Source organism: Streptomyces tatrensis, from assembly GCF_049310065.1.
Taxonomy (GTDB): Bacteria; Actinomycetota; Actinomycetes; order Streptomycetales; family Streptomycetaceae; genus Streptomyces.
On record NZ_JBMDLB010000007.1, the window covers coordinates 1,210,382 to 1,235,478 of the forward strand.

At 72.8% G+C, this 25,097-nt stretch carries 22 protein-coding genes and 1 pseudogene; 6 read left to right on the forward strand and 17 right to left on the reverse strand.

The window, feature by feature from the left end; translation table 11 throughout:
- Nucleotides 1-88: 88 nt before the first annotated feature.
- The 10 genes from hpnE to ACODT5_RS09305 form a co-directional block, all read right to left on the reverse strand.
- Nucleotides 89-1,462, reverse strand: a complete 1,374-nt coding sequence (gene hpnE, locus ACODT5_RS09260; RefSeq protein WP_422518697.1) for a hydroxysqualene dehydroxylase HpnE — start codon at nt 1,460-1,462, stop codon at nt 89-91.
- A gap of 91 nt (nt 1,463-1,553) precedes the next feature.
- Nucleotides 1,554-2,561, reverse strand: coding sequence for a presqualene diphosphate synthase HpnD (hpnD, locus tag ACODT5_RS09265; RefSeq protein ID WP_422518698.1), 1,008 nt, complete (start codon nt 2,559-2,561; stop codon nt 1,554-1,556).
- Nucleotides 2,558-3,478 (reverse strand): squalene synthase HpnC, encoded by a 921-nt coding sequence (gene hpnC / locus ACODT5_RS09270; protein WP_422519605.1) that lies wholly within the window; start codon nt 3,476-3,478, stop codon nt 2,558-2,560. Before hpnC ends, hpnD begins: the two co-directional genes overlap by 4 nt.
- Nucleotides 3,479-3,894: 416 nt before the next feature.
- Nucleotides 3,895-4,671 carry an ABC transporter ATP-binding protein gene (locus ACODT5_RS09275; protein WP_385371494.1) on the reverse strand — a complete coding sequence of 259 codons (777 nt, stop codon included), beginning with the start codon at nt 4,669-4,671 and terminating at the stop codon, nt 3,895-3,897.
- Nucleotides 4,664-5,593 (reverse strand): ABC transporter permease, encoded by a 930-nt coding sequence (locus tag ACODT5_RS09280; RefSeq protein WP_422518699.1) that lies wholly within the window; start codon nt 5,591-5,593, stop codon nt 4,664-4,666. The genes ACODT5_RS09275 and ACODT5_RS09280 overlap by 8 nt, the downstream gene beginning before the upstream one ends.
- 96 nt (nt 5,594-5,689) lie before the next feature.
- On the reverse strand, nt 5,690-6,571 hold the full coding sequence (locus ACODT5_RS09285; protein WP_422519606.1) for a glycosyltransferase family 2 protein: 882 nt from the start codon (nt 6,569-6,571) through the stop codon (nt 5,690-5,692).
- A gap of 35 nt (nt 6,572-6,606) precedes the next feature.
- On the reverse strand, nt 6,607-7,386 hold the full coding sequence (locus tag ACODT5_RS09290; RefSeq protein ID WP_385371499.1) for a CDP-alcohol phosphatidyltransferase family protein: 780 nt from the start codon (nt 7,384-7,386) through the stop codon (nt 6,607-6,609).
- Entirely contained in the window at nt 7,364-8,425 is a 1,062-nt protein-coding gene (locus ACODT5_RS09295; RefSeq protein WP_422518700.1) for an iron-containing alcohol dehydrogenase family protein, read from the reverse strand. The genes ACODT5_RS09290 and ACODT5_RS09295 overlap by 23 nt, the downstream gene beginning before the upstream one ends.
- Nucleotides 8,413-9,165 carry a phosphocholine cytidylyltransferase family protein gene (locus tag ACODT5_RS09300; RefSeq protein WP_327256157.1) on the reverse strand — a complete coding sequence of 251 codons (753 nt, stop codon included), beginning with the start codon at nt 9,163-9,165 and terminating at the stop codon, nt 8,413-8,415. The genes ACODT5_RS09295 and ACODT5_RS09300 overlap by 13 nt, the downstream gene beginning before the upstream one ends.
- Nucleotides 9,162-10,964: a DUF5941 domain-containing protein gene (locus ACODT5_RS09305; RefSeq protein WP_422519607.1), complete on the reverse strand. Its 1,803-nt coding sequence runs from the start codon at nt 10,962-10,964 to the stop codon at nt 9,162-9,164. Before ACODT5_RS09305 ends, ACODT5_RS09300 begins: the two co-directional genes overlap by 4 nt.
- 517 nt (nt 10,965-11,481) lie before the next feature.
- On the opposite strand from ACODT5_RS09305, the gene ACODT5_RS09310 reads away from it, so the two are divergent.
- On the forward strand, nt 11,482-12,714 hold the full coding sequence (locus tag ACODT5_RS09310; RefSeq protein WP_422519608.1) for a methyltransferase domain-containing protein: 1,233 nt from the start codon (nt 11,482-11,484) through the stop codon (nt 12,712-12,714).
- Nucleotides 12,715-12,875: 161 nt separating this feature from the next.
- Nucleotides 12,876-13,475, forward strand: coding sequence for an isopentenyl-diphosphate Delta-isomerase (gene idi / locus ACODT5_RS09315; protein ID WP_422518701.1), 600 nt, complete (start codon nt 12,876-12,878; stop codon nt 13,473-13,475).
- A 45-nt stretch (nt 13,476-13,520) separates the two neighbouring features.
- On the opposite strand, the gene ACODT5_RS09320 is transcribed toward idi, so the two are convergent.
- Both ACODT5_RS09320 and ACODT5_RS09325 read right to left on the reverse strand, forming a co-directional pair.
- Complete coding sequence (locus ACODT5_RS09320) at nt 13,521-14,039, reverse strand: ATP-binding protein (protein ID WP_422519609.1); 519 nt, start codon at nt 14,037-14,039, stop codon at nt 13,521-13,523.
- A gap of 130 nt (nt 14,040-14,169) precedes the next feature.
- Nucleotides 14,170-14,823 carry an HdeD family acid-resistance protein gene (locus ACODT5_RS09325; RefSeq protein WP_422519610.1) on the reverse strand — a complete coding sequence of 218 codons (654 nt, stop codon included), beginning with the start codon at nt 14,821-14,823 and terminating at the stop codon, nt 14,170-14,172.
- A 172-nt stretch (nt 14,824-14,995) separates the two neighbouring features.
- On the opposite strand from ACODT5_RS09325, the gene ACODT5_RS09330 reads away from it, so the two are divergent.
- Nucleotides 14,996-15,745 (forward strand): enoyl-CoA hydratase/isomerase family protein, encoded by a 750-nt coding sequence (locus tag ACODT5_RS09330; protein ID WP_422518702.1) that lies wholly within the window; start codon nt 14,996-14,998, stop codon nt 15,743-15,745.
- Here the strand turns inward: ACODT5_RS09330 and ACODT5_RS09335 are convergent.
- On the reverse strand, nt 15,720-16,358 hold the full coding sequence (locus ACODT5_RS09335) for a DJ-1/PfpI family protein (protein ID WP_422518703.1): 639 nt from the start codon (nt 16,356-16,358) through the stop codon (nt 15,720-15,722). The genes ACODT5_RS09330 and ACODT5_RS09335 overlap by 26 nt on opposite strands.
- 107 nt (nt 16,359-16,465) lie before the next feature.
- Nucleotides 16,466-17,428 (reverse strand): GlxA family transcriptional regulator, encoded by a 963-nt coding sequence (locus ACODT5_RS09340; RefSeq protein ID WP_422518704.1) that lies wholly within the window; start codon nt 17,426-17,428, stop codon nt 16,466-16,468.
- Nucleotides 17,429-17,615: 187 nt separating this feature from the next.
- Between ACODT5_RS09340 and ACODT5_RS09345 the strand changes: the two are divergent.
- The 3 genes and pseudogenes from ACODT5_RS09345 (at nt 17,616) to ACODT5_RS09355 (ending at nt 22,527) form a co-directional block, all read left to right on the forward strand.
- Nucleotides 17,616-18,850 (forward strand): annotated as a pseudogene (locus ACODT5_RS09345) (SLC13 family permease).
- Between the two features lie 109 nt (nt 18,851-18,959).
- The gene (locus ACODT5_RS09350) at nt 18,960-20,597 is read left to right on the forward strand and encodes an ABC-F family ATP-binding cassette domain-containing protein (protein WP_422518705.1); all 1,638 of its coding nucleotides are present in this window, start codon (nt 18,960-18,962) and stop codon (nt 20,595-20,597) included.
- Between the two features lie 28 nt (nt 20,598-20,625).
- Nucleotides 20,626-22,527 (forward strand): HEAT repeat domain-containing protein, encoded by a 1,902-nt coding sequence (locus ACODT5_RS09355; protein ID WP_422518706.1) that lies wholly within the window; start codon nt 20,626-20,628, stop codon nt 22,525-22,527.
- Between the two features lie 18 nt (nt 22,528-22,545).
- Here ACODT5_RS09355 and ACODT5_RS09360 read toward each other — a convergent pair whose 3' ends face one another.
- From ACODT5_RS09360 to ACODT5_RS09370, 3 genes are read right to left on the reverse strand one after another with little or no spacing between them, the layout of a single operon-like run.
- A complete protein-coding gene (locus ACODT5_RS09360) occupies nt 22,546-23,325 on the reverse strand; it encodes an SDR family NAD(P)-dependent oxidoreductase (RefSeq protein ID WP_422518707.1) in 780 nt (259 codons plus the stop codon).
- A gap of 39 nt (nt 23,326-23,364) precedes the next feature.
- Nucleotides 23,365-24,546 (reverse strand): MAB_1171c family putative transporter, encoded by a 1,182-nt coding sequence (locus tag ACODT5_RS09365; RefSeq protein WP_422518708.1) that lies wholly within the window; start codon nt 24,544-24,546, stop codon nt 23,365-23,367.
- A complete protein-coding gene (locus ACODT5_RS09370; protein ID WP_422518709.1) occupies nt 24,536-25,057 on the reverse strand; it encodes a hypothetical protein in 522 nt (173 codons plus the stop codon). Before ACODT5_RS09370 ends, ACODT5_RS09365 begins: the two co-directional genes overlap by 11 nt.
- Nucleotides 25,058-25,097: the final 40 nt, after the last annotated feature.

A 25,097-nucleotide genomic window follows, 5' to 3' on the forward strand; every position in this document is an offset into this window, starting at 1 on the left:
GCGGTTGGTGCCGCGGTGCGTGGTGCTGAGCTGTGCGGTGCTGAGCTGTGCGGTGCTGAACTGTGCGGTGCTGCGGTGCCGGTGGTGGTCATACCGCCTCCTGCAAGGGGTGTTCGCGGTGGCGGCCCAGCGGGACGAGCGCGGCACGGGCCGCGCTCAGTCCGCTGCGGACGGCGCTCTCCATGGTCGCGGGCCAACCGGTCGCGGTCCACGCACCGGCGAGGTAGAGCCCCGGCGTGTCGGTCCGGGATCCGGGCCGCAGCCGGCCGACGCCCGGTGTGGGGGCGAAGGTCGCGGTGCGCTCCCGGGTGACGAAGAAGTCGCGCACCTTGGCCCCGCGGGCGGCGGGCAGCAGCCGCTCCAGCTCGGGCAGGTACTTGGCGCGCAGGACCGAGACGGGTTCGTCGATGTCCTCGTGCGCGACGGACTGGGACAGCGCCAGGTACTGGCCGCCGTCGGGAAGCCCGGAGGAGTCGGTGCGGTCGAAGACCCACTGGACCGGCGAGCCCAGGGCCGCGAAGAAGGGCTGCTTGAGCACCCTGCGGTCGTAGACGACATGCACGTTGAGGATCGGCGCGGTGCCGATGTCGAGCAGTTTGTCGGGGTCGGCGAGCGCCCCGGAGGGCAGCAGCCCGTGCGCCTCGCGCTGCGGGACGGCGAGGACGACGGTGCCGGCGTCGAAGGAGCCGCCCTCGGTGGCCACCCGCCAACCGCCCTCGGGCGTACGGGAGATGTCCGTGACCCGGGTGCGCAGTTCGGTGCGCACCCCGGCGGCGTCCAGGGCCTTGCGGGCGAGGGTGTCGTGCAGGTCGCCGAGCGGTACGCGGGCCCAGCCGATGTCGGCCGCGCCGTTCTCGGAGAGCAGGCCGGTCTTGAAGACCATGGCGGCCAGGCCCAGCGAGGACTGCCCGGCGGTGGCGTTGAGGGTGGCGATGCCGACGAGGTCCCACAGCGCCTCGATGGTGCGCGGGGACTGGCCGTAGCGGCCGAGCCAGGTCGCGAAGTCCACGCCGTCGAGCGCCGGGTCGGCGGGGTCGAGGCGGCGCAGCGCGAGGGCGGCGCGCCCGACGGAGGCCCGCTCGGCGAGCGAGAGGTGCGGGTAGCGGGCCAGCGAGCCGGCCAGGTGCAGCGGTACGGGCAGGGCGCTGCGGCGCAGCCGGCCGAGCCGGGGGCCGCCGGGGTGGGCGACGTCGAGCACGGGTACGTCGAGCCGGTCCTGCAGGGGCGCCAGGTCCGCGCCGCCGACGCGGTCGAGGAACCACCGGTAGGCGGTGCAGCAGCGCAGGTAGACGTGCTGGCCGTTGTCCACGGTCAGTTCGCCGCGCTTGAAGGAGAACGCCAGGCCGCCGAGGCGGGGCCGGCCCTCCAGCAGGGTCACCCGCAGGCCCGCGTCGGCGAGTTCCAGCGCGGTGGTCACGCCGGCGAGCCCGCCGCCGACGACCACGGCGTGGTGCGCGGTCATGCGTCCTCCTCCGTCGCTCCCACAGACGCCGCCGGGCGCCGCGGGGTTGCTCCCGTCCGCCGCAGCGCCGCGGCTCGCCGGCCCGCCGTCATCAGAGCCGCCTCCTGGTGCTCTGGCGCGCGATGGTCCGCGCGTCCAGGCCGGAGAGGCCGCGGACGGCCACGTACGCCTTCTCGTGCGGCGGCAGCGAGACGCGGCCGCGGAGCACCGCCTCCGGCTCGCGCTCGATGCGGTCGAGGAGGCGCCGGTAGATGCCGGCCATGGCCGCGACGCAGGCGCCGCTGCGCCGGTCGAGCAGGGGAAGCAGCCGGTAGCCCTCCACGAACAGGGCGCGGGCGCGCCGTACTTCGTGGTGGACGAGTCCGGCGAAGTCGGAGCCGGGTGGCATCTGCGCGCTGCGGAAGCCGTCGGAGCAGCCGAACTTGGCGAGGTCCTCGGCGGGCAGGTAGGTGCGGCCGGTGCCGGCGTCCTCGCGAACGTCCCGCAGGATGTTGGTGAGTTGCAGGGCGAGACCGAGGGTGTCGGCGTACTCGCCGGCCCGTGCGGCGTCGTGTGCGCCGAGCCCGCCGGCTCCGGCCGTGCCGAACACGCCGAGCGAGAGCCGGCCGATGGCCCCGGCCACGCAGCGGCAGTAGACCTTGAGGTCGTCCCAGGTCTCGTACGTCTCGCCGCGGACGTCCATGAGGACGCCGTCGATGAGTTCGTCGAGCCCTTCGAGCGGGATCGGGAAGCGGCGCGCGGCGTGCGTGAGGGCGACCGCGACCGGGTCGGTGTCGTCCTCCTCGATCTCCTCGGCGCGGATCCGGCCGAGCAGGGTGCGGGTCTCCTCCAGCCGGGCCAGTTTGACCTCGTGCGGCAGCGTGCCGTCGCCGATGTCGTCGACCCGCCGGGAGAAGGCGTACAGCGCGGACATCGCCTGCCGCTTGTCGGCGGGCAGCAGTCGGATGCCGTAGGCGAAGTTGCGCGCCTGCGAGCCGGTCACGGCCTCGCAGTAGCTGTAGGCAGCCGAGATCAGTGAAGACACGGCGGGCGGTGCGGACATCGCTGTCGGCGCGCCCGGTGCGGACGCGTGTGTGGGGCCCTCCACGGTCGGGCTCACCCCTTTCTCGGCGCTGTGCGCAGGACGGCGGCCACCTCGCGGAGCAGGCCGCTCTTGGTGGCCTTGGGCGGGCCGGGAAGGACGTCGAAGCCGGCGGCGGTGACGGCTCGCAGGGCGGCGCGTCCTCCTCCCACGAAGCCCGCGAGCAGCAGCCGGAGCCTTCCGTGGACGCTGCCCACGAGCGGCGTGCCTTCGTCGAGGAGTTCCCGCGCCCGTTCGGTTTCGAAGGCGACGAGGGCGCGTACGGACGCCCCCGCGGACGGGGCCTTCAGGTCGGTCTCGGTGACGTGGAAGCGGCGCATGTCCTCGCCCGGGAGGTAGATCCGGTCCCGGGCGAGGTCCTCGGCGACGTCCTGGAGGTGTTCGGCGATCTGCAGGGCGGTGCAGACGGCGTCGGAGCGGCGGATCCGCTCGGGGGTGCTGGTGCCGGTGAGGTCCAGCACGAGCCGGCCCACCGGGTTGGCGGAGAGCTCGCAGTAGCCGAGGAGGTCGCCGTACGTCGCGTAGCGCGCGACCCGCTGGTCCTGGCGGTTGGCTTCGATGAGCCCCAGAAACGATTCGGGAGTGAGCCCGTGGGCGCGTACGACGGGCTGCAGGGCCAGCATCAGGGGGTGGCGCGGGGGCCCGTCGGTACCGCCGAAGACGCGCCCCAGGTCGGCTTCGAGGGCGTCGAGCATGGCGATGCGGTCGTCCGTGGCGGCGGGGTCGAGGCCCAGCAGCACCGCGTCGTGGCCACCGGGGGCGAGGTCGCCGTCGCCGATGTCGTCGACCAGGCGGGCGTACCCGTAGACCGCCATCAGGCCCTCGCGCCAGGCGCGGGGCAGGAAGGCGGGGGCGACGGGGAAGTTCTCGGAGCGCGCCTTGCCGAGGGTGGTGGCGCCCGGGTGGGCGGGGAAGGAGCCGGAGGCGTCGGGCAGCTCGTGCGGCCGGGGGCTGGTGCCGTGCCCCGGGGTCACCGCCCGCCGCCCGCGGCGGGAACGGCCGTCGTGCCTGGGGGCCGGAGAATTCCCGTAGCCATTGCCGTCACATCTCCCGTTCTACACTGCCAACCCAATACATCCTATTTCGGACACGCCGCCGGGTTTTCACCGGGGCGTCCTGGGCTATTCACCTGCGGGGGAATCGCCCCCTCTTGCCCGCGATTGGGGCCCGGCCCAGCTTACGCTGTACAACGCCGCAGGGGCTCGACGGGTATTCGGTCCACCGCACAATGTCGCCCGCACGCCACCGCGCGAAAAGGCGGCCGCCGTGCGCGCCGGGCCCGTACGGCATGCGACGGCCCCCGCCGCCGGACGCGGTGGGGGCCGTCGGTGCCGGCCGTCGGTGGGGGCCGTCAGCTGGTCGCCTTCTCGTACGCCGAGACGACTTCCTCGGTGGGACCGTCCATCAGGAGTTCGCCCCGCTCCAGCCACAGCACCCGGTCGCAGGTGTCGCGGATGGACTTGTTGTTGTGGCTCACGAGGAAGACGGTTCCGGCCGTCTTGCGCAGTTCGCGGATGCGCGCCTCGGAACGCACCTGGAACTTCCGGTCACCGGTGGCCAGCGCCTCGTCGATCATCAGGACGTCGTGGTCCTTCGCCGCGGCGATGGAGAAGCGCAGGCGCGCGGCCATGCCGGAGGAGTAGGTGCGCATCGGCAGGGAGATGAAGTCCCCCTTCTCGTTGATTCCCGAGAAGTCGACGATGCCCTGGTACCGCTCCTGGATCTGCGTGCGGGTCATGCCCATCGCGAGACCGCCGAGCACCACGTTGCGCTCGCCGGTGAGGTCGTTCATCAGGGCCGCGTTGACGCCCAGCAGCGACGGCTGGCCGTCGGTGTAGACCTTGCCGGACTCGCAGGGCAGCAGACCCGCGATGGCGCGCAGCAGCGTGGACTTGCCGGAGCCGTTGGAGCCGATGACACCGATGGCCTCGCCGCGGTACGCGGTGAAGGTGACCCCGCGTACGGCGTGGACCCGGCGGACGCCCGGTCCGTCGCCGCCCCGGCGGAGTATCTTGCTGAGCGCCGCCGTGGCGCTGCCTTTGCCGGAGCTGCCGGTGTTGACCCGGTAGACGATGTGCACGTCGTCGGCGATGACGGTGGGGATGTGCCCCTGGTTGTTCTCAGCCACGGCCGTAACGCTCCTCAGCCTTCCAGAAGTACACGAATCCGCCGAACCCGATCAGGACCGCCCAGCCGACGGCGAAGGCCCAGACGTGGGGCGGCAGGTTCTCCCGGCCGTACCCGTCGATGAGCGCGAAGCGGATCAGGTCCATGTAGATCGCGGCCGGGTTCCACTGCAGCACGTCCGCGATCCACGCGGGCTTGTCCTCGAGCATCGTCTTGATCGAGAACATGACGCCGGAGGCGTACATCCACGTCCGCGTGACGAACGGCATGAGCTGCGCGAGGTCGGGGGTCTTGGAACCCATCCGCGCGAAGATCAGGGCGAGGCCGGTGTTGAAGGCAAACTGGAGGAACAGCGCCGGGATAACGAGCAGCCACGACAGGCTGGGGTAGTTGCCGAATCCGATCGCGACCACGAACACGACGATCATCGAGAACATCAGCTGCTGGAGCTGCTGCAGCGAGAAGGAGATCGGCAGCGAGGCGCGCGGGAAGTGCAGGGCGCGGACCAGGCCGATGTTGCTCGGGATCGCCCTGACGCCCGCCATCAGCGAGGACTGCGTGAAGGTGAAGACGAAGACGCCGATCACCAGGAAGGGGATGTAGTCCTGCTTGGCGATGCCTTTGCCGGCGTCCAGGATCAGCCCGAAGATCAAGTAATAGACCAGCGCGTTCAGCAGTGGGGTCGCCACCTGCCAGATCTGACCGAGCTTCGCCTGGCTGTACTGGGCCATCAGCTTGGCCCGGGAGAACGCGAGGATGAAGTGGCGCCGCTCCCAGAGCTCGCGCACGTACGGGACCAGGCCCGGCCGGGCTCCGCTGACGGACAGGCCGTACTTCCTGGCGAGCTCCGCGGGGCTCAGCCCGGCGTCTTCGGACGGCCGCTTGCTCGTGGCAAGGGCTCCGTCCTGGGTTGTGTCACTCACAAGATGAAACTTTCCGTCTTCATGATGCGGGAGAGGGTGGCATCGGGCCTGAGTCGATCGGTTCGTGATCGCGCCATGGTCTCAGACCCGGACGTGTCAGATGACAGGTGGTCTGCCCAGCCGGGTCAGCCGCCAGACCGTACGCCATTTCATGGGGCGCCGGGGACCGCAGGAGGTGGTCCAGCCCTCCTTGAAGCCGCCGAACCAGGCCTTGAGCGCGGGCCCCGAGGGCTTGCGCAGCAGCGTCAGCAGGAGCCATACGCCCACGTAGACCGGGACCAGCGGGGCGGGCAGGTTGCGGCGTGCGAGCCACACCCGGTTGCGAGCCACCATACGGTGGTAGACCGCGTGCCGGGAGGGGGCCGTCGCCGGGTGCAGGAGCACCATGTCCGCCCGGTAGTCGATCAGCCACCCGGCGTCGAGCGCCCGCCAGGCGAGATCGGTCTCCTCGTGGGCGTAGAAGAACTGCCCCGGGAGGTCCCCGACCTGTTCGAACACCTTCGTGCGGACGGCGTTGGCGCCGCCCAGGAAGGTGGTGACGCGCGAGGAGCGCATCGGGTCGGCGGCCCGCAGTCGGGGGACGTGCCTGCGCTGGGTCTCGCCGGTCTGCGGATCGGCGATCCGGAAGCTGACGATGCCCAGCTCGGGGTCCTCGGTGAAGGCCTGTCGGCACAGCTCGGCGGTGTCGGTGCGCTCCAGGAGTCCGTCGTCGTCCAGGAAGAGCAGGACGTCCACGTCGAAGCCGTCCGAGCCGTCCGAGCCCTCGGCGCCGGCGGTACGGAAGGCCTCGATGCCGACGTTGCGGCCGCCCGGGATGCCCAGGTTCTCGGGCAGCTCGACGGTCCGCACGCCCGCGGCCGGGTCCGCCAGGCCGGGGAGCCCTACGCCCTGGCCCACGACGACCACCTCGACCGGGGCCCCGTCCTGCCGGGCCACCGAGTCGAGCAGTGCCTTGAGCTCGTCCGGGCGGTTGCCCATCGTGATGATCACGGCGCCCAGCCGCAGCGGCGCCGTCACTTGAGCCTGCTGGAGGCCAGGACCGACACCAGGTGCAGCACCGTCTGCAGCAGGGCGATGCCGGCGAGCACCGCGACGCCGAGGCGGGAGAAGTAAAGGTCGCCGCGGACCTGGTCCAGGACGGCCAGCACCAGGATGAGCAGCGAGGCCTCGATGCCGAGGACCAGGCGGTGGAACTTGAGCGCGGCGGCGGCCCTGCGGGCGAGCGCCATGCCGGACGAGCGCGGGGTGGCCGCCGCGTCCTGGACCACGGGCTTGCCGGCCTGGTGGCGGGCCACGCCGACCAGGTCGGTCTCGGCCTTGATCAGGATCGCGCCGAGGGCCGCGAGGGTGCCCAGGAAGGCCCACAGCCAGTCGATGCGCCCGGTGCCCCAGATGTCGGAGGCGCGCAGGCCGAAGCCGACGAGCACCGCCGCGTCGCAGAGGTAGGCGCCGACCCGGTCCAGGTAGACCCCGGACAGCGAGAACTGCTTCTTCCAGCGGGCGACCTCGCCGTCGACACAGTCGAGCAGCAGGTACATCTGGACCGCGACCACGCCGAGGACGGCGCCCCAGACGCCCGGCACCAGCAGGGCCGGGGCGGCGAGGACTCCGGCGAGGGTCATCACGTAGGTCAGCTGGTTCGGCGTGACCTTCGTGGTGACCAGGAGGCGGGTGATGCGCAGGGAGATCTCGCGCATGTAGAGGCGCCCGCCCCAGTGCTCGCCGCTGACCCGGTCCTTGACGCCCGCCGGGTGAACGACGGGCCGGAGTTCAGCTACGGATGGTCTTGGCATAGTCGGCGTAAGCGTCCCTGATCTCGGCGGCGGACAGGTTGAGGTGCTCCAGGATCGTGAAGCGTCCCGGACGGGTCTGGGGGGCGTACTCCACGGCCGCGACGAACTCGTCCACGCTGAACCCGATCTCCTCGGGCAGCACCGGCAGCCCGTGACCGCGCAGCACCTGGACGAAGAGCCCGGACTTGTCCGTGTCCCCCCGCAGGTGCATGGCGAAGGCCGCGCCGATGCCGACCTGCTCGCCGTGGAGCGCGGAGCGTCCCGGGTAGAGCAGGTCGAAGGCGTGGCTGATCTCGTGGCAGGCGCCGGATGCCGGGCGGGTGTCCCCGCTGATGGACATGGCGATGCCGGTGAGGACCAGCGCCTCGGAGAGCACGGTGAGGAACTCGTCGTCGCCGACGCCGCCGGGGTGGCGCAGTACGGACTCGCCCGCGGTACGGGCCATGGCGGCGGCCAGGCCGTCGACGGGCTCGCCGTTGAGGCTGTGCGAGAGCTCCCAGTCGGCGATGGCCGAGATGTTGGAGATCGCGTCGCCGATGCCCGCGCGGACGAACCGCGCCGGGGCCTCGCGGATCACGTCGAGGTCGACGACCATCGCGATCGGCATGGGCACGCCGTAGGAGCCCCGGCCGTTGTCGTTGTCCAGGATGGACACCGGCGAGCAGATGCCGTCGTGCGACAGGTTGGTGGCGACGGCCACCATGGGCAGGCCGACCCGCGCCGCGGCGTACTTCGCCACGTCGATGATCTTGCCCCCGCCCAGGCCCACGACGGCGTCGTAGCGGCGTCCCTTTATGTCGTCGGCGAGCTTGACCGCGGAGTCGATGGTCCCGTCGACGACGGAGTACCAGTCGGCGTGCGGCAGCACGGGCTCCAGCCGGGCGCGGAGCACCGCGCCGGAGCCGCCGCTGATCGCGATGGCCAGCTTGCCCGAGGAGGAGATCCGCTGGTCGGCCAGGAGGCCGGCGAGGTCGTCCAGGGCGCCGCGGCTGATGTCGACGACGAGGGGGGAGGGGATGAGCCTCGTCAGTACTGGCATGCGATCGTCCGGCCCTTGGCGAGGTCGTCGTGGTTGTCGATCTCGACCCACTTGACGTCACCGATGGGGGCCACGTCGATGGTGAAGCCGTCGTTGACGAGCTGCTGGTAGCCGTCCTCGTAGTAGAGGTCGGGGTCGCGCTCGAACGTGGTCTTCAGGGCCTCGGCCAGCGCCTCGGCAGCCTCCGGCTCGATGAGGGTGACGCCGATGTACTCACCGGTCGCGGTGGCCGGGTCCATCAGCTTGGTGATGCGCCGGACACCCTTCTCGCCGTCGGTGATGACCTTCATCTCCTCGTCGGCCAGGCTCTTGACCGTGTCGAGGGCGAGGATGATCTTCTGGCCCTTGCCGCGGGCGGCGAGCAGGGTCTTCTCGACGGAGACGGGGTGGACGGTGTCGCCGTTGGCGAGGATCACGCCCTGCTTGAGGACGTCACGGGCGCACCACAGGGAGTAGGCGTTGTTCCACTCCTCGGCCTTGTCGTTGTCGATCAGCGTGATCTTGACGCCGTACTTGGCCTCCAGGGCCTCCCGGCGCTCGTACACGGCTTCCTTGCGGTAGCCGACGACGATGGCGACCTCGGTCAGGCCGACCTCGGCGAAGTTGCCGAGCGTCAGGTCGAGCACCGTGATGCTCTCCTCGGCCCCTTCGGGTCCGACGGGCACGAGGGCCTTGGGCAGGGTGTCGGTGTAGGGACGCAGGCGGCGTCCGGCTCCGGCAGCGAGGACGAGGCCGATCATGCTGGTTCTCCTTCGTCATGTACGGCGGGTGCCCCGGAGGACACCCAGAAGCGGATGCTCTCCACGAGCACCACGAGTGCCACGAACACGGCGAGGGCCGTGAGCGCGACGGGGAAGTCCACGGCGCGCGACGCCAGGACGGAGGCCAGGACCGTGATCAACAGGATCCGGCCTTCGTGCCCGCCGATCGTCCGCACCAGCCAGTGCGGGGGCGCGCCGGTGCCACCGCGGATGCGGTAGACCGTGTCGTAGTGATGGTAGGCGACCGCCGCGACCAGTCCGAATGCCGCCGGAAGGGCCCCGGGGACGTCCGCCTTGACGGCGAGGGCGAGGACCGTCACGTACTCGGCGGCGCGGAACAATGGCGGAAGCAGCCAGTCCAGGGCGCCCTTGAGGGGCCGCGCGACCGCGCTGCCGCTCACGACGGCGTAGAGGAACCCGGCGAAGACAACTGTCCAGGAGCCGAAGGGCTCGATCCAGGCGGCAGCCACGATCAGGGCCGCACCCGAGGCTGCGAACAGCAGGGGCAGCCGCTGTGGGCGGGGCGTCAGGCGGATGATCAGCTCGGCGACCGGGCCCGAATCCGCGAGGTCCGCCAGCGCCTGGGCGGCCCGGTCGGTCCGCTTCGCCTTGCGGGTCAGCGAGCGCAGGACCCGGCCGGCGGTGGTGTAGAGGGCGCCGAAGGCGCAGCCGACCAGCAGGGCGTAGAAGACGATCCGCGGGGTGGTGAAGGCGATGAGGACCGCGATCATGGCCCAGCGCTCGCCGATCGGCAGGATGATCATGCGCCGGACCCAGACCGTCCAGCCGACGCTGTCCAGCTTGGCCGACAGGGCCGCGGTGGGGCTCCCGGAAGGAGATGTCGCAGCCGCCGTGGCGTCGTGGTTGGCCTCGTTGAAGGCGAAGTCCACGACGTGCCGGCAGGTCATCAGGATCATGGCGCCGAGGGCCAGGGCCCAGACGTCGTCGCCGTTCCTGGCCGCGCCGAGCGCGAGGCCCGCGTAGAAGGAGTACTCCTTCGCGCGGTCGAAGGTGGCGTCGAGCCAGGCGCCCATCGTCGAGTACTGGAGCGAGTAGCGGGCGAGCTGCCCGTCCGTGCAGTCCAGGACGAAGGAGACGAGGAGGAGCACGCCGGAGGCCACGTAGCCCCAGCGGTCGCCCGTGGCGGCGCAGCCGGCCGCGATCAGCGCGGTGATCAGCGAGGCGGTGGTGACCTGGTTGGGGGTCAGTCCGCGGCGCGCGCACCAGCGGGCGATGTAGCGCGAGTACGGGCTGATGAAGAAGGTGGTGAAGAACCCGTCGCGGGACTTCACGGCGGTGCGCAGCCGGACGGCCTCCTCGTCGACGGCCGCGACGGCGGCGGCGGCGCTCGCGCGCTCGGCGGCCGTGGCGGGCACGGCGGCGACGAGGGTGCCCAGCTCGGGGCGGTGCACGGAGGTGCCGGCGGCCTCGACGGCGGCGGCGAGCCGGTCGGGGTACGGGCCGTCGCCCGCGGGAGGGGCCGCATCGAGCGCGGCGGCCCGGTCCAGGGCCGCGCGGGCGCCGGGCTGCACGGCGAGGGCTCCGGTGACGGCGCAGGCGTCGAACCGGGGATCGGTCAGCGCGAGCCGCAGCGCGTGCACGTGTCCGACGAAGTCCCCGTCCACGACGGCCACCCGCTGGTCGGCGGGTACGAGCTCCAGCGCGGCGGCGGTGTCCGACGGGGTGGCCGCGGGGCGGACCTCGAAGCCGAGGGAGCGCAGCTCGTCGGCGAGCGCTGATCCGGGCACCGGCGGGCCGGTAAGGATGACGGTCGGCAGACGAACTCACTCCTTGCACGCACACGGGTAACGGGCGCCGGGTGGGACGGCGGTCCGTCGGCAGAGGCTATCGGATGAACGGAAGCAGGGGTTCACCGCCTGTTTACGCATCGATAAGCCGAAAATCACGGGCCTGACGGCCCTGTGCCGATCATCATTGACGATCGGGAGGAGCGATCACAAACCGCTGTCGGCACCGCTGCTGTTAAGCTGGCCGCAGACGTGTACGAGTTTCGCTAAAGCGTCCCAATCGCCCGAATGTCACATGTGATGTGACGAAAGAAAGAAAGAGGTGGGGTTGATGACCGTCGCAGGCGTCGCCGCCCAGCGCAGCGCACTCCGGTTCATCCCCCTCTCCTTCCGGGCGTCCGGCCGGGTCTGATCCCACCGATCACCCCCGTCGGCCGGAGCCCCCTTTCAAGGGTTCACGTTGACCGACAACACCGGTAACACCAGCAACTCCCACACCACCGATTTCGGCACGCAGAGCGACCTCTTCTTCGAGGCGTTCTTCGCGCTGCACCGGGGCCTGCCCCGGCAGTCCCCCGGTTCCGAGGCGACCACCCGCCACCTGCTGTCCCTGTGCGGACCGCTGCCCGAGCGGCCGCGCGCCCTGGACCTGGGCTGCGGTCCCGGCCCCAGCGCCCTGCTGCTCGCCGCGGAGGCGGGCGGCCACGGGGCCGACGTCACCGCCGTCGACCTCAATGACGGCTTCCTCGACGAGCTCCGTACGGCCGCCGCGGCCCGCGGGCTCACCGACCGCGTCCGCGCCGTCAAGGCGGACATCGGCGACCTCGCCCATCCGGACGGTTCCTTCGACCTCGTCTGGGCCGAGGGCTCCGCGTACAACATCGGCTTCGCCACCGCGCTCGCACGGTGGAAGCGACTGCTCGCCCCCGGCGGCACCCTGGTGCTGAGCGAGTGCGAGTGGACCGTCGACGAACCCTCCGCCGGAGTGCGCGCCTTCTGGGACCCGCACTACGCGCTGCGCTCCACCGCCCGCAACCTGGCCGCCATCCAGGCCGCCGGGTACCGGGTGCTCGGCGTGCACCGGCAGCCCGACTCCGACTGGGCCGCCTATTACGGTCCGCTCGGCGAGCGGGTGGCCGGGGCTCCGGAGCCCGCCGGGCCCGAGGCCGCGGCCGCGCTGGGCTTCGTACGCGAGGAGATCGACGTCCGCGCGCGGTACGGGCACGAGTACGGGTACACCGCCTACGTCCTGCGGCCGGTGACGGCCGGGGACGGTGGCGACTGGTCCGTCCGTCCCGAGACCGACGGGGACGCGGCCGCCGTGCACGCGCTGAACTCGGCCGCCTTCGGGACCCCGGCCGAGGCCGACCTCGTGGACGCCCTGCGCACGGACGGCTCCTGGCTGCCCGGCCTCTCCTACGTGGCCGAGGGCCCGGACGGGTCCGTCGCGGCGCACGCCCTGCTGACCCGGTGCGAGGTGGACGGAGCGGCGGCGCTCGCGCTCGCCCCGGTGGCCGCCGCTCCCGCGCTCCAGCGCTCGGGCGCCGGCAGCGCGGTCGTACGGGCACTGCTCGCGGCGGCGGCGGAGCACGGGGAGAACCTCGTCCTGGTCCTCGGGCATCCCGAGTACTACGCGCGCTTCGGCTTCGCGCCGGCTTCGCGCTTCGGGATCAAGGCTCCCTTCGAGGTGCCCGACGAAGCCATGATGGCGCTGGTGCTCGACGATTCGGTGCCGGTTCCCGCGGGCACGATCAAGTACCCGTCCCCCTTCGGGGTTTGATCCGGGATCCGGCCCGCGGCCGGATGAACTGACCGATCGGCACGTTCCGCCCCCCGTCGCATATCACGCGGCGGGGGGCGGACATGCGCGGATCACCGAAGTGGGGGCAATCCCCATTTGTACGGCAGACTGAAAGCCGAAGTCCGAAGCGAAGGATGGGTATGCCGACCACACCAGCCACCGCCGCGAACACCGCGACCACCGGCGCCGGCGCTCAAGAACCGATCATGCTCGAACTGGTCGACGAGTCCGGCAACACCATCGGTACGGCGGAGAAGCTCGCCGCCCATCAGGCGCCGGGTCAGCTGCACCGGGCGTTCTCGGTGTTCCTCTTCGACGAGCAGGGCCGGATGCTGCTCCAGCAGCGCGCCCTCGGGAAGTACCACTCCCCCGGTGTCTGGTCGAACACGTGCTGCGGCCACCCCTACCCGGGGGAGTCGCCGTTCGCGGCGGCGGCCCGGCGGACCCACGAGGAGCTGGGGCTGTCGCCCTCGCTGCTCGCGGAGGCGGGGACGGTGCGCTACAACCATCCCGACCCGGCGTCGGGTCTGGTGGAGCAGGAGTACAACCACCTGTTCGTGGGACTCGCGCAGCGGTCGGTGCGGCCCGATCCGGAGGAGATCGCGGACACCGCCTTCGTGACCGCGGAGGAACTCGCGAAGCGGCACGCCGAGGTCCCGTTCTCGGCCTGGTTCACCACCGTGCTGGACGCGGCCCGGCCCGCGATCCGCGAGCTGACGGGTGACGCGGCGGGCTGGTAGCAGCCGGTGGCGGCCGGCCCTGGGTGATCGCGGCCCCGGGCGGGCTCAGATCGCCGAGGTCGGGATGGCGGCGGGCGACGCGAGGGCCGTGGTGAGCGGCAGGGCCGCCCAGATCACCTTGCCGCCCGTGGAGGTGTGCTCCACGTCGCAGACCCCGCCGGCCTCCAGCGTGACCTCCCGGACGAGGAGCAGGCCCCGGCCGCCGGTCTGGCCGAAATCGGCCTCCAGCGCCTTGGGGCGGTACGGGTGGTTGTCCTCGACGGCCACCCGTACCCATTCCCGGCCGATGGCGACCTCCACCGCGACCTCGGGCGAGAGCAGGGCCGCGTGCCGGACCGAGTTCGTCACCAGTTCGGAGACGATCAGCAGCAGGGAGTAGACCAGGTCCCCGTCCGCCGGCACCTCCTGCCGGCCGAGCAGGTCACGGACCGCACGACGGGCCTGCGGAACGGATTCTTCTACTGCGGGAGCCGTGAATCGCCACACTCCTTCGTACGCGAGGGGGGCGGCCGTGACCTCCGGCTCCTCCCCCTTGACTGGCGGGACGCTCCCGCTCACATCCATCTCCCGGCCCCCGTCTTCACGCTCGATCGTCTGCACACGTCAAGAGTGGGGACCGGACCGCTCCGGGCCCGACCACTGACCAGAAGTCAGCATCAATCGGACACTTTCTGACCGCTGGCGTATGACAGAGTCAGTTGTTCGACCGTTCCTGATCTTCTGGGAGCTGCTTCTCGGCCGCCTCGCCCGTCTCCGGCGCGGCCACCCCCGCCCCTGCCGATGTCACCGGAACCTCGTCGTCCCTGACCAAGCCCAGGATGCGGCGGGCTCCCATGCCCACGGCGATCAGACTCAGACCGTCGAACAGGAGCGCGAGGGAGAAGAACGCTCCGATCACGTACAGGCTGCTGCCGGGCCAGTTCGCGAGGATCAGGAGGCCCAGCAGGATGCCGAAGGCGCCCTGGACCAGGGTCAGCCCGAGGTGCGCGCCGCGCACCACGACGGCGCCGGCCAGCCGGAACACCCCGCCGATGAGGAACAGCAGCGCGGCGAACATGGTGAGGGCCTCCGCGCTCGCCTCCGGGCGGCGCAGGATCACGAAACCGGCCGCGATGTTGATCGCGGCGACGATGACGGCGAGCCAGAAGTAGTTGCTCTTGCGGGACTGGATCGCCTGGAACAGGCCCACGGCACCGCCGAACAGCAACAGCCAGCCGAAGAGGAACATCGTGGTCAGGGTCGCGACACCGGTGTAGACGAGGCCCACCAGCCCGGCCACCACCAGGAGCGCCCCGAGCAGGGCCATCCACGCGAAACTGCGGCTGACCTTCTTCTTGTCGGCCTTCATGTCCTGTGGACCCGTACGGTCCGCACGCTCGGCACGGTCTGCGCCCATGGACGCCACCCTTTCAGCTGCCCCCGACGGACCCTCGGACCCCGCGACTGCCTGCCGGTCCACCGAGCTGCCGGGTACCGGTCTCTTGATCATAGGTACGACCGTCCGGGATAGCATCCGGCGCATGGACGCAGCCCTCCTCTCCTCCGTCGCCGACGGGGTCGCCACCGTCGTGATCTCGCACCCCGCCAAGCGCAACGCCATGACGGCCGCCATGTGGCGCGGGCTGCCGGAGCTGCTGGCAGGGCACGCGGCGGATCCCGCCGTACGGGTGCTCGTCCTCACCGGGGCCGGCGAGACCTTCTGCGCGGGGGCCGACATCTCCTCGCTGACCGGGGACCAGGACCCGCAGGCCCTGGCCGTGGCGGCGGAGGAGTCGCTCGCCGCCTTCCCCAAGCCCACGCTCGCCGCGATCCGCGGGTTCTGCGTGGGCGGGGGCAGTCAGCTGGCCGCCGCCTGCGATCTGCGCTTCGCTGAGGAGGGCGCCTCCTTCGGGGTGACGCCGGCGAAGCTGGGCATCGTGTACCCGGCTTCCTCCACCCGGCGCCTCGCCTCGCTGGTGGGCCCGGCGGCCGCCAAGTACCTCCTCTTCTCGGCCGAGTTGATCGACGCGGAGCGGGCGCTGCGCACCGGACTGCTGGACGAGCTGCTGCCCGCGGGGCAACTGGCCAAGCGGGTGGCGGAGTTCGCGCGGATCCTGGCCACGCGCTCCCAGCTCACGCAGAGTTCGGCGAAGGAGTTCGCGGACGGCCGCACGGACCGGGACGCCTACTGGGCCGCGCAGGCCGCCGCGAGCGGCGACGTCGCGGAGGGGGTCGCCGCGTTCCTGGAACGCCGCGCGCCCGCCTTCACCTGGACTCCCCCGGCGGGGTGAGCCCGCGCAGCCGCGCGACGACCTCGGCGGGCGCCTTCTCGGGGGAGCCCGCGTCGTAGGGCGGCTGCGGGTCGTACTCGGTCATCAGCTGCACGGTCTGCGCGTACTCGTCTCCCGCGATGCGGCCGAGGAGCGCGAGCCCCATGTCGATCCCCGAGGACACCCCCGCGGCCGTGACGTACTTCCCGTCGAAGACCACCCGCTCCCCGGTGGGCTCCGCCCCGAACGGGGGCAACCGGTCCAGGTACAGCCAGTGGCAGGTGGCCCGGCGCCCGTCGAGCAGGCCCGCGGCGGCGAGCAGGGTCGAGCCGGTGCAGACCGAGGTGGTCCAGGTGCTGGTGGCGTCCACGGTCCGCAGCCAGTCGAGGACCACCGGGTTCTTCATCTCACGGTCGGTCGCCGGCCCTCCGGGCACCAGGACGATGTCCGGCCGCGTCACCTCGTCGAGCCCCTTCGCGGCGATGAGCGCGAGCGAGGTCTGGTCGGCCCGTACGGGGCCCGGCCGCTCGGCCACGAACACGGTCTCGGCGCCCGGGAGGCGGCCGAGGGTGTCGAAGGGACCGATGACGTCGAGGGCGGTGAACCCGTCGAAGAGCAGTACGGCGATCTGCATGGCTCCTCCGGAGCTGTTGGTGGGGTGGAGCAAGGGGTCAGAGGTCAGGGATCAGGGGTCAGAGGTCAGGGGTCAGGGGTCGGAGGTCGGCGGGGTGCGGTCGGGCGTCAGCGGGCGGCGCCGAAGCGGCGGCGGTATTCGGCCGGGGGCTGGCCCAGGGTCTTCAGAAAGGCGCGGCGCAGGGCCTCCGGGTTTCCGTAGCCGCAGGCGCGGGAGATCTGGGCGATGCCCTCGCCGCCCTCCTCCAGCAGCCGCCGCGCGTGCTCGACCCGTACCCGTTCCACGTACCGCCCCGGCGTCACCCCCGTCTCCGCCTGGAAGGACCGCGCGAAGTGCCGGGGCGACAGCGCGGCCCGTGCGGCGAGGGCCTCGACGCTCAGGTCCTCCCCCGGGTGCTCCGTGATCCAGTGCTGCACCTCCCGCAGCGGCTCCCGCCGTGCCGTCTGCGCCGCGAGGTGCGCGCTGAACTGCGCCTGGTTCCCGGGCCGCCGGAGGAAGACCACCAGGTGCCGCGCGATGGACAGCGCCAGTTCCGGCCCGTGGTCCTCCTCCACCAGCGCCAGCGCGAGGTCGATGCCCGCGGTGACCCCGGCCGAGGTGGACACCGGCCCGTCGCGGACGTAGATCGGGTCGGCCTCCACGGTGACGGCCGGGTAGTCCCGGGCCATCCGCTCGCACGCGTACCAGTGCGTCGTCGCCCGCCGTCCGTCCAGCAGCCCGGCCTCGGCCAGCAGCAGGCCACCCGTGCACACCGACACCAGCCGCTCCGCTGACCCGCCGTGCGCGCGGAGCCAGTCCGTGATCTCCGGCGCGAAGTCCCCCGCGTACCGGCCGCCCGGCACCAGCAGGGTGGTCCCGGCGCCCGGGCGCTCGCTCTCCAGGTCCCCGTCCGGGACCAGTTGCAGTCCGCTGCTCGTACGGACCGGGGCGCCGCCCGGTGAGACCGTGCGGAGCAGGTACCGCGCCGGTCCGGGGTGGTGGTCCGCGCCGGCGAACACCTCCATCGGTCCCGTGACGTCCAGGCTCTGCACGCCGTCGTAGAGGACGACCAGTACGTTTCGCGGCGACATGGCCCCATCGTGTGGCACCCCGCGCGATGACAGCAATGACGGGTACCCCACCTATCCGGCCATGCGGGGCCCGGTGCGATCCTGTCGTGGCCCTGTGTCTCCACCGGTCCGGCGCCCCGCCGTCGCGACCCCCTCCCCTTCCTTCCCACCCGCTCCGGAGCCCGTCCTGTACCCCGTCGCCGCCTGTCTGGCCGTCGCCCTCCTCCTCGGGGTGCTGGCCTTCGCCGTCCTGCGCCCGCGCGGGCTGCCGGAGGCCGCGGCCGCCGTGCCCGCCGCCGGGCTGCTCGTCGTCCTGGGCGTCGTACCGCCCGCCGACGCGTGGGCGCAGACGCGCGAGCTGCTGCCCGTGGTCGGGTTCCTCGCGGTCATCCTGGCGCTGGCCCGGCTCTGCGCCGACGAGGGGCTGTTCGAGGCCGCCGGGGCGATGGTGGCCCGGCGGGCGGCGGGGCGCGGACCCGTGGCACTGCTCGGCGGGGTGTTCGCCGTCGCCTCGGTCGTCACCGCCGCGCTGAGCCTGGACGCGACCGTGGTGCTGCTGACCCCGGTGGTCCTGGCGACCGCCTCCCGGCTGGGGGCCCGGCCGCGCCCGCACGTCTACGCCACCGCGCACCTGGCCAACTCCGCCTCGCTCCTCCTGCCGGTCGGAACCTCACCAATCTGCTCGCCTTCGCCGCGAGCGGGCTGTCCTTCACCCGGTTCGCGGCGCTCATGACCCTGCCCTGGCTGGCGGCCATCGGCGTGGAGTACGCCGTGTTCCGGCGCTTCTTCCGCAGCGACCTGGCGGCGGCCCCGGAGCACAAGCCTCAGGCCGGGGAGCCTGCGCCGCTGCCCCGGTTCGCGGCCGGGGTGCTCGCACTGACCCTGGCCGGCTTCGCCCTCGCCTCCTTCGCGGGGGCGAGCCCGGCCTGGGCGGCCCTCGCGGGCGCGCTGGTCCTGGCCGTACGGGCGCTGCGGCGCCGGGAGACCACCCCGGCGGCGATCCTGGGCTCGACGGCGCCGGCCTTCTGCCTGTTCGTGCTGGGGGTGGTGGTGCGCGCGGTGGTGGACCACGGGCTCGGGGCCGGGCTGGAGTGGGTGACCCCGGCCGGGGACTCGCTGCCCGCGCTGCTCGCGGTGGCGGCGGTGGCCGCCGTACTCGCCAACCTGATCAACAACCTGCCCGCGGTACTGGCCCTGCTCCCGGTGGCGGCGGTGGGCGGCGCGGGGCCGGTGCTCGCCGTACTGATCGGCGTGAACATCGGACCGAACCTGACCTTCGCGGGCTCCCTGGCCACGCTGCTGTGGCGGCGGATCCTGCACGCGGACAGGTACGACGGCGTCACCCTCGGGGACTTCACCCGGCTCGGCCTGCTGACCACCGTGCCGGCCCTCGCCGCGGCGGTGACGGGCCTGTGGGCGGCCCTGGGGCTCGTCGGCGCGTGAGCCCGTGGGCGGCCCTGCGGCTCGTCGGCGCGTGAACCTCCGGGCCGGCCGCCGCTGCGCCCCGGCCCCGGGACCCGGACGGGCGGGGCGCGGATAGGATCGGGGCATCATGACTGCAACCCTCGTCGCCAAGAAGCTCACCGCCGCGCACGGTGAGCGCACGCTCTTCGCCGATCTCGACCTCGTCGTCGCGCCCGGCGACGTCATCGGCCTCGTCGGCGTCAACGGCGCCGGGAAGTCCACCCTGCTGCGGATGCTCGCCGGGCTGGACACCCCCGAGACCGGTGAGCTGCGCCTCGCCCCGCCCGGCGCCGCCGTCGGGCACCTCCCCCAGGAGCCGGAGCGGCGCCCGGGCGAGTCCATCCGCGAGTTCCTGGCCCGGCGTACCGGGGTGGCCGCCGCGCAGGCGGAACTGGACGAGGCGACGCAGGGCCTGGTGGACGGAACCCCGGGCGCGGACGACGCGTACGCGGACGCCCTCGACCGGTGGCTGAACCTCGGCGGCGCCGACCTCGACGAGCGCGCCCTGCAGGTGGCCGACGACCTCGGGCTGTCCGTCGGCCTCGACCTGCCGATGACGGCGCTGTCCGGCGGCCAGGCCGCCCGCGCCGGGCTCGCCTCGCTCCTGCTGTCCCGCTACGACGTCTTCCTGCTCGACGAGCCCACCAATGACCTGGACCTCGACGGTCTGGAGCGCCTGGAGCAGTTCGTGAAGGGGCTGCGCGCCGGCACGGTCGTCATCAGCCACGACCGCGAGTTCCTCACGCGCACCGTCACCAAGATCCTCGAACTGGACCTCGCCCAGCAGCAGATCAACCTCTACGGCGGCGGCTACGACGCCTACCTGGCGGAGCGCGAGCGGGCCCGCAACCATGCCCGCGAGGAGTACGACGAGTACTCGGACAAGCGCTCCGCGCTGGAGGACCGGGCCGCGATGCAGCGCGGCTGGAGCGACAAGGGCGTCAAGAACTCCAAGCGCAAGGCCACCGACAACGACAAGTCCGCCAGGAAGGCCGCCGCCGACGCGAGTGAGAAGCAGGCCTCCAAGGCCCGCCAGACGCAGCGCGCGATCGAGCGTCTCGACGTGGTCGACGAGCCGCGCAAGGAGTGGGAGCTGCGCATGGAGATCGCGGCGGCCCCGCGCTCCGGCTCCGTGGTGGCCACACTGCGCGAAGCGGTCGTCCAGCGCGGGGACTTCGCCTTCGGACCGGCCAGCCTGCAGATCGACTGGGCGGACCGGGTCGCCATCACCGGCGCCAACGGGGCCGGCAAGTCCACCCTGTTGGCCGTTCTCCTGGAACGGCTCGCCCCGGACTCCGGTTCCGCCACCCTCGGCTCGGGCGTCCGGGTCGGCGAAGTCGACCAGGCCCGCGGCCTGTTCCTCGGCGACGAACCCCTCATCGACGCCTTCTGCGCGGCCGTCCCGGACACCGAACCGGCCGAAGTCCGCACCCTGCTGGCCAAGTTCGGCCTGAAGGCCGCGCACGTGACCCGCCCGGCGGCCACCCTCTCCCCCGGCGAGCGCACCCGGGCGGCCCTGGCGCTGCTCCAGGGGCGCGGGGTGAACCTGCTGGTGCTGGACGAGCCCACGAACCACCTCGACCTGCCGGCGATCGAGCAGCTGGAGTCCGCCCTGGAGGCGTACGAGGGCACCCTGCTGCTGGTCACCCACGACCGCCGGATGCTCGACGCGGTCCAGGTGACCCGCCGCCTGCACGTCGCGGACGGCAAGGTCACCGAGCTCTGAGGCTCCGGCCCGGCATAGGCTCCCCGGTATGGACGAACGGGGGGCCGGGACGCCCTGGCACCAGCTCGAAGGGGTGGCGGCCGGGCAGGAGCAGGTTCCCGGCCTGCTGCGCGGACTGCTGATACCGGAACTGAGCCGCTCCTCCTGGGCGCAGTTGGAGGAGCTGATCGGCTGGCGCAGCGACGAGCCGCTGTTCGTCGAGATCACCCAGCGGCTGTTCGAGCTGCTTCCGCGGCTGGACGCGCACCGGCGGCCCTTGGTCCTGGAACTGCTGGCCCGGCGCGCCCACAGCATCGGTGAGCGCCGTGTCGGCGTGCACCTGCCGTCCTTCCTCGCCTTCGCGGCCCGGGAGCCCCAGGTGGCCCTGCTGGTCTCGGACCCGGCGGCGCAAGTCCGGGCCGCCGCGGCCTGGCTGCTGCGCGGGCTCGGGGGAGGGGATCCGGCGACGCTGCCCGCGCTCCGGCGGCAGGCCCGCGCGGAGCAGGATCCGACAGCGCTGGTTTCCCAGCTCCTCGCGATCGGAACGCTCTCGCGATCCGGCGACCCGGCGGTCGCGGAGTGGCTGCGGCCCTGGCTGGACCACCGGGACGCCCTCGTTCGGCTGGCCGCCGCGCGGGCCGTGCTGCTGACGGCCGCCCCGGGAGGCGCGGAGGGCACGGGCAGCCGCATCGCCGGGGCCTTCACCGAGGTCGGGACGGGCCGGCTGCCCGTGGTGCCCTGGTGGCCGGACGCCTACCCGCCGGTGGAGCAGTACGCGGATCACCTCACGGCCCATCGCTGCGAGGCACGGGCTCTGGTGGACGGCCTGGCCCGACACCGGGACCCGGGCCTGCGGGCTCAGGCCGTGCGTGCGGCCGGCGGCCAGCTCCGCTACTGGCGCTACCCGCAGGAGCACCTTTGGGAGTCGGTCGCCGCGGGACTGGAGGACGAACCCGAGGTGGCGCACCAGGCGTTGAGGGAACTCGCCCGGTGCGGGTCCGCGGCGGCCCCGTACGCGGACCGGATCATCCGCGCGTTCGAGAGGCCCCCCGCCCTCGGCCCCTGGAGCGCGCCCTTCGCAGTACGGACACTGGTCCACATCGGGGATCCCCGAGCGGTGTCCTTGCACCGGGAGCAGTTCGGGCACTCCTTCCTGGAGGTCGGACCGCTGCCCGTGTCCTGGGCTTCGGATCTGCTGCCGGACTTCCGGGACCGGCTCGTCCACGACCCCGGGTCCCTCCTCACCGGCAAGATCCTGGCCGCCCTCGCCCAGTGGGGCCCCGCCGCGGCTCCCGCCGTGCCGGAGCTGGCCGACCTCCTGGACACCGCGTCCGCCCGGCCCGCCGCCGAAGCCCTGGGGCGGATCGGACCGGCCGCCTCGGCCGCCGCCGGGGCGCTGGCCGCGCTCGCCCGGGGGGAGACGAGCCCGTGGCGCTTCGGCGTCGGCACCGAGCGCTCGCCGGAGCCGTGGCAGGGCTCGCAGACCGCGGCCTGGGCGCACTGGCGGGTGACGGGCGATGCCGAACTGGCGCTGCGGGTCTGCGGATCGGCGGCCCGGGCGGGACTCGGCCGTCCGGTGCTGCGCTACCTCGCCGACCTGGGGCCGCTCGTAGCCCCGTACGCCGGTTCCGTGCGGGCCCTGCTCGGCCTCCCGGGCGAGTGGAGCAGGGTCGACGCTGCCGAAGCCTGGTGGCGGATCACCGGCGATCCGGCCCCCGCCGTCGCGGCGCTGCTGCCGGAGCTGGCGCCGCTGGCCGAACACCGCGTCACCGAGCTGACGTTGCGGACCGTGCGCGCGCTGGGGGCGGTCGGCCCGCCCGCGGCGGCCGCCCTGCCCGTGCTGCGGGCCGTGGCGGCCGGGCCGCCGCGCCGGTACGGGGCGAGCTTCCGCATGGACGAGGAGCTGCTCCGGGACGCCCGGGCGGCGCTGGACCGGATCGGCGGTCCCTGACGGCCGGGTCGGCGGGGCTTATCCCGCGTCCGCCGGAGGCCTGCGCGTGCGGGCCATCTTCCGGGCCACGAAGCCGCGCGGGAGGTGGCGGGCGGCCAGCGCGTACGCCTGGTAGCGCCGGCCCGTGATGCTCACCGGGCGGCGCCGGGCCAGATCCTTCAGGGCCTTGGCCACCACGTCGTGCGGCTCCAGCCACACCGCGTCGCGCAGGGCGCTGACGTCCATCCCGGCGCGCTCCTGGAACTCGGTGCGGGTGAATCCCGGCACCACCGCCAGCACGCGGACCCCGTACGGCTCCATGTCCACGCGCAGCGACTCGCTGAAGGCCGTGATCCAGGCCTTGGCGGCGCCGTAGGTCCCGGTCGGGAGCAGTCCGGCCACCGAGGAGACGTTGAGCACGGCGCCGCGGCGGCGCTCGCGCAGGCCCGGGAGCACCGCGTGGGTGAGCCGGAGCGGCACCTTGACCAGCAGGTCGAGCATCCGCTCCTCGTCCTCGACCGGGCTGTACGGGAACGGGGCGGGGAGGCCGAAGCCGGCGTTGTTGACCAGGATGTCGACGGGCCGGGCCCGGTCGGCGAGCCGTTCGGCGACGGCTCCGAGCCCGGCCGCGTCGAGCAGGTCGGCGGGCAACACCTCGCAGACGGAGCCGAATTCCCGGGCGAGGTCGGCGGCGACGGCTTCGAGGCGGCCCTTGTCCCGGGCGACGAGGACGAGGTCGCAGCCCTTGGCGGCGAAGCCGCGGGCGAAGGCGGCGCCGAGTCCGGCGCTGGCCCCTGTGATCAGTACGGTGGTGGTCAAGAGACGTTCACTTCCTGGCGGTCGAGCGTGGTGCGGAGGTCACGGGGTGAAGCCCGCGGTGGCCGGTGAGGCGTAGGCCTGGGCGACCTTCACGAGGAAACGGGCCTCGCCCTCCAGGTCTCCTCCCCCGGCCGTGGTCTGGAGGGCCGCGGGCAGCTCCAAGGCGTTCTCCTCGGACCGCTGTTGCGGGATCCCGGCGAGCTTCGCCTGCCGCGCCTCCTTCAGTACGCAGGCCAGCGCGGCCGCGCCGGCCCGCTGTTCGGGTACTCCGCTGTCGGCCACGTGGCTGCGCGCGAGCTCCGGCACGCCCGGAGCGACGTACTCCCCGAGGATCAGGATGGCGTCGCGGGTCTCGATGACCTTGCGGTAGACGAGCAGGTTGCGCGGGACCGGCGGCCACAGCAACTCCAGCACCCGGCCGGCGCGCGGCTTGTTGAGGGCGACGTGCGGGACGGCGTGGACCAGGTCGCGCCAGAGCGGCCACAGCCGCCAGGCGGTCGCGATGTCGGCGGCCGTGCGGCGGAAGGTGAACAGGGTCGGGACGAGGATCGCGGCGGCGCGGAGCAGCCCGTGCACGTTCATCAGCAGCGGGTTCGCGGGCATCGCCCAGGTGAAGCCGAACAGCGCCTTCAGCAGGTACACGAACCAGAACACCCCGGCGAGCGCGGTGCCCAGGCCGAAGAGCAGCAGTCCGGCGGCGAGGCCCCGGCTCTCGGCGCGACGGCTGTAGCGCCAGCAGACGGATACGCAGATGGTGTTGGCGAGCAGGTGGGCGCAGATCAGCACCAGCCAGTACGTGAGAGAGGGCACCGGGTCGCCTGCGGGCGGGATGGTGTGCGTGCCGTGGTCGGGCGCCGCGGTGTCCAGGGCGACGAGGACGGTCAGCCACAGGACCGTGCCGGCGCCGGAGGCGATCTGGAGCCGGCGGCCCCGGGTGGCGGCGGCCACGAAGTAGAGCACGGCGCCGGCCGAGAGGACGCCGATGAGGTTGCGCACCAGCCCGATGGTGTGCGCGTAGCCCGGGTCGCGGCCCATGGCGTAGGCGACGACGTCGGGGAGGTTCAGGGTCATCGCGGCCGCGGCGGTGGCGACGGCGAGCCACAGGCCCCGCTGGTGCGGGGCGCGCAGGGCGCCGGGCGCGCGGAGCAGGACGGCGACCCAGAGGCAGACGACGCTGGGGACGGCGAGCGCGTCGCCGAAGGCGATCAGGTCAGAGGCCACGGTGGACCGGCCCCCGCCCGCGCCGCTCGTAGCCCATCGCGGACTCCAGCCGTTCGAGCGTGTCCCGGCCTGCGGCCCCGTGGCCGGGGTGCGGGCCTCGGGTCCCCGTGCGGATGCGGATCATGCTGGCGAGCATCTCCGCCTCCCGCTCCTGGCGGGTGGTGTAGTTGGTGCGCCCGAGCACGGTGGGAACGGATCCGTCCGCCTCACCGGCTTCGAGGGAGTGGTGCCCGAAGAGGATGTGGCCGATCTCGTGGAGCACGATGTGCTCCCGGTGCAGCGGGGTGGTCTGGGCCTCGTAGAAGACGTAGTCCACGTCGGCGGTGCCGACCCACAGTCCGCACACGCCGGACTCCGCGGCCTCCTTGGGCAGCGGGTGGAGCCGGATGGGGCGGCCCCGCTGCTCGGCTATCCGCTCGCACAGACCGTCGAGCGAGAAGGGGTGTGTCAGTTCAAGACGGCCGAGAATCGCCTCGCACCGTCTGCGCAGACTGGGCTGAGGGTGGCGCATGTGTTCCCTCTTCGGACCCTTTCTCGGGCAACGGTGGTAG

Coding starts and splice junctions, on each gene's coding strand:
- ACODT5_RS09330 (WP_422518702.1), top strand. CDS start 14,996: ATGGACGCAGCCCTCCTCTCCTCCGTCGCCGACGGGGTCGCCACCGTC.
- ACODT5_RS09285 (WP_422519606.1), bottom strand. CDS start 6,571: ATGGGCAACCGCCCGGACGAGCTCAAGGCACTGCTCGACTCGGTGGCC.
- ACODT5_RS09335 (WP_422518703.1), bottom strand. CDS start 16,358: ATGCAGATCGCCGTACTGCTCTTCGACGGGTTCACCGCCCTCGACGTC.
- ACODT5_RS09370 (WP_422518709.1), bottom strand. CDS start 25,057: ATGCGCCACCCTCAGCCCAGTCTGCGCAGACGGTGCGAGGCGATTCTC.
- ACODT5_RS09320 (WP_422519609.1), bottom strand. CDS start 14,039: ATGGATGTGAGCGGGAGCGTCCCGCCAGTCAAGGGGGAGGAGCCGGAG.
- ACODT5_RS09295 (WP_422518700.1), bottom strand. CDS start 8,425: ATGCCAGTACTGACGAGGCTCATCCCCTCCCCCCTCGTCGTCGACATC.
- ACODT5_RS09325 (WP_422519610.1), bottom strand. CDS start 14,823: ATGAAGGCCGACAAGAAGAAGGTCAGCCGCAGTTTCGCGTGGATGGCC.
- ACODT5_RS09290 (WP_385371499.1), bottom strand. CDS start 7,386: ATGCCAAGACCATCCGTAGCTGAACTCCGGCCCGTCGTTCACCCGGCG.
- hpnE (WP_422518697.1), bottom strand. CDS start 1,462: ATGACCGCGCACCACGCCGTGGTCGTCGGCGGCGGGCTCGCCGGCGTG.
- ACODT5_RS09340 (WP_422518704.1), bottom strand. CDS start 17,428: ATGTCGCCGCGAAACGTACTGGTCGTCCTCTACGACGGCGTGCAGAGC.
- ACODT5_RS09350 (WP_422518705.1), top strand. CDS start 18,960: ATGACTGCAACCCTCGTCGCCAAGAAGCTCACCGCCGCGCACGGTGAG.
- ACODT5_RS09300 (WP_327256157.1), bottom strand. CDS start 9,165: ATGATCGGCCTCGTCCTCGCTGCCGGAGCCGGACGCCGCCTGCGTCCC.
- idi (WP_422518701.1), top strand. CDS start 12,876: ATGCCGACCACACCAGCCACCGCCGCGAACACCGCGACCACCGGCGCC.
- ACODT5_RS09355 (WP_422518706.1), top strand. CDS start 20,626: ATGGACGAACGGGGGGCCGGGACGCCCTGGCACCAGCTCGAAGGGGTG.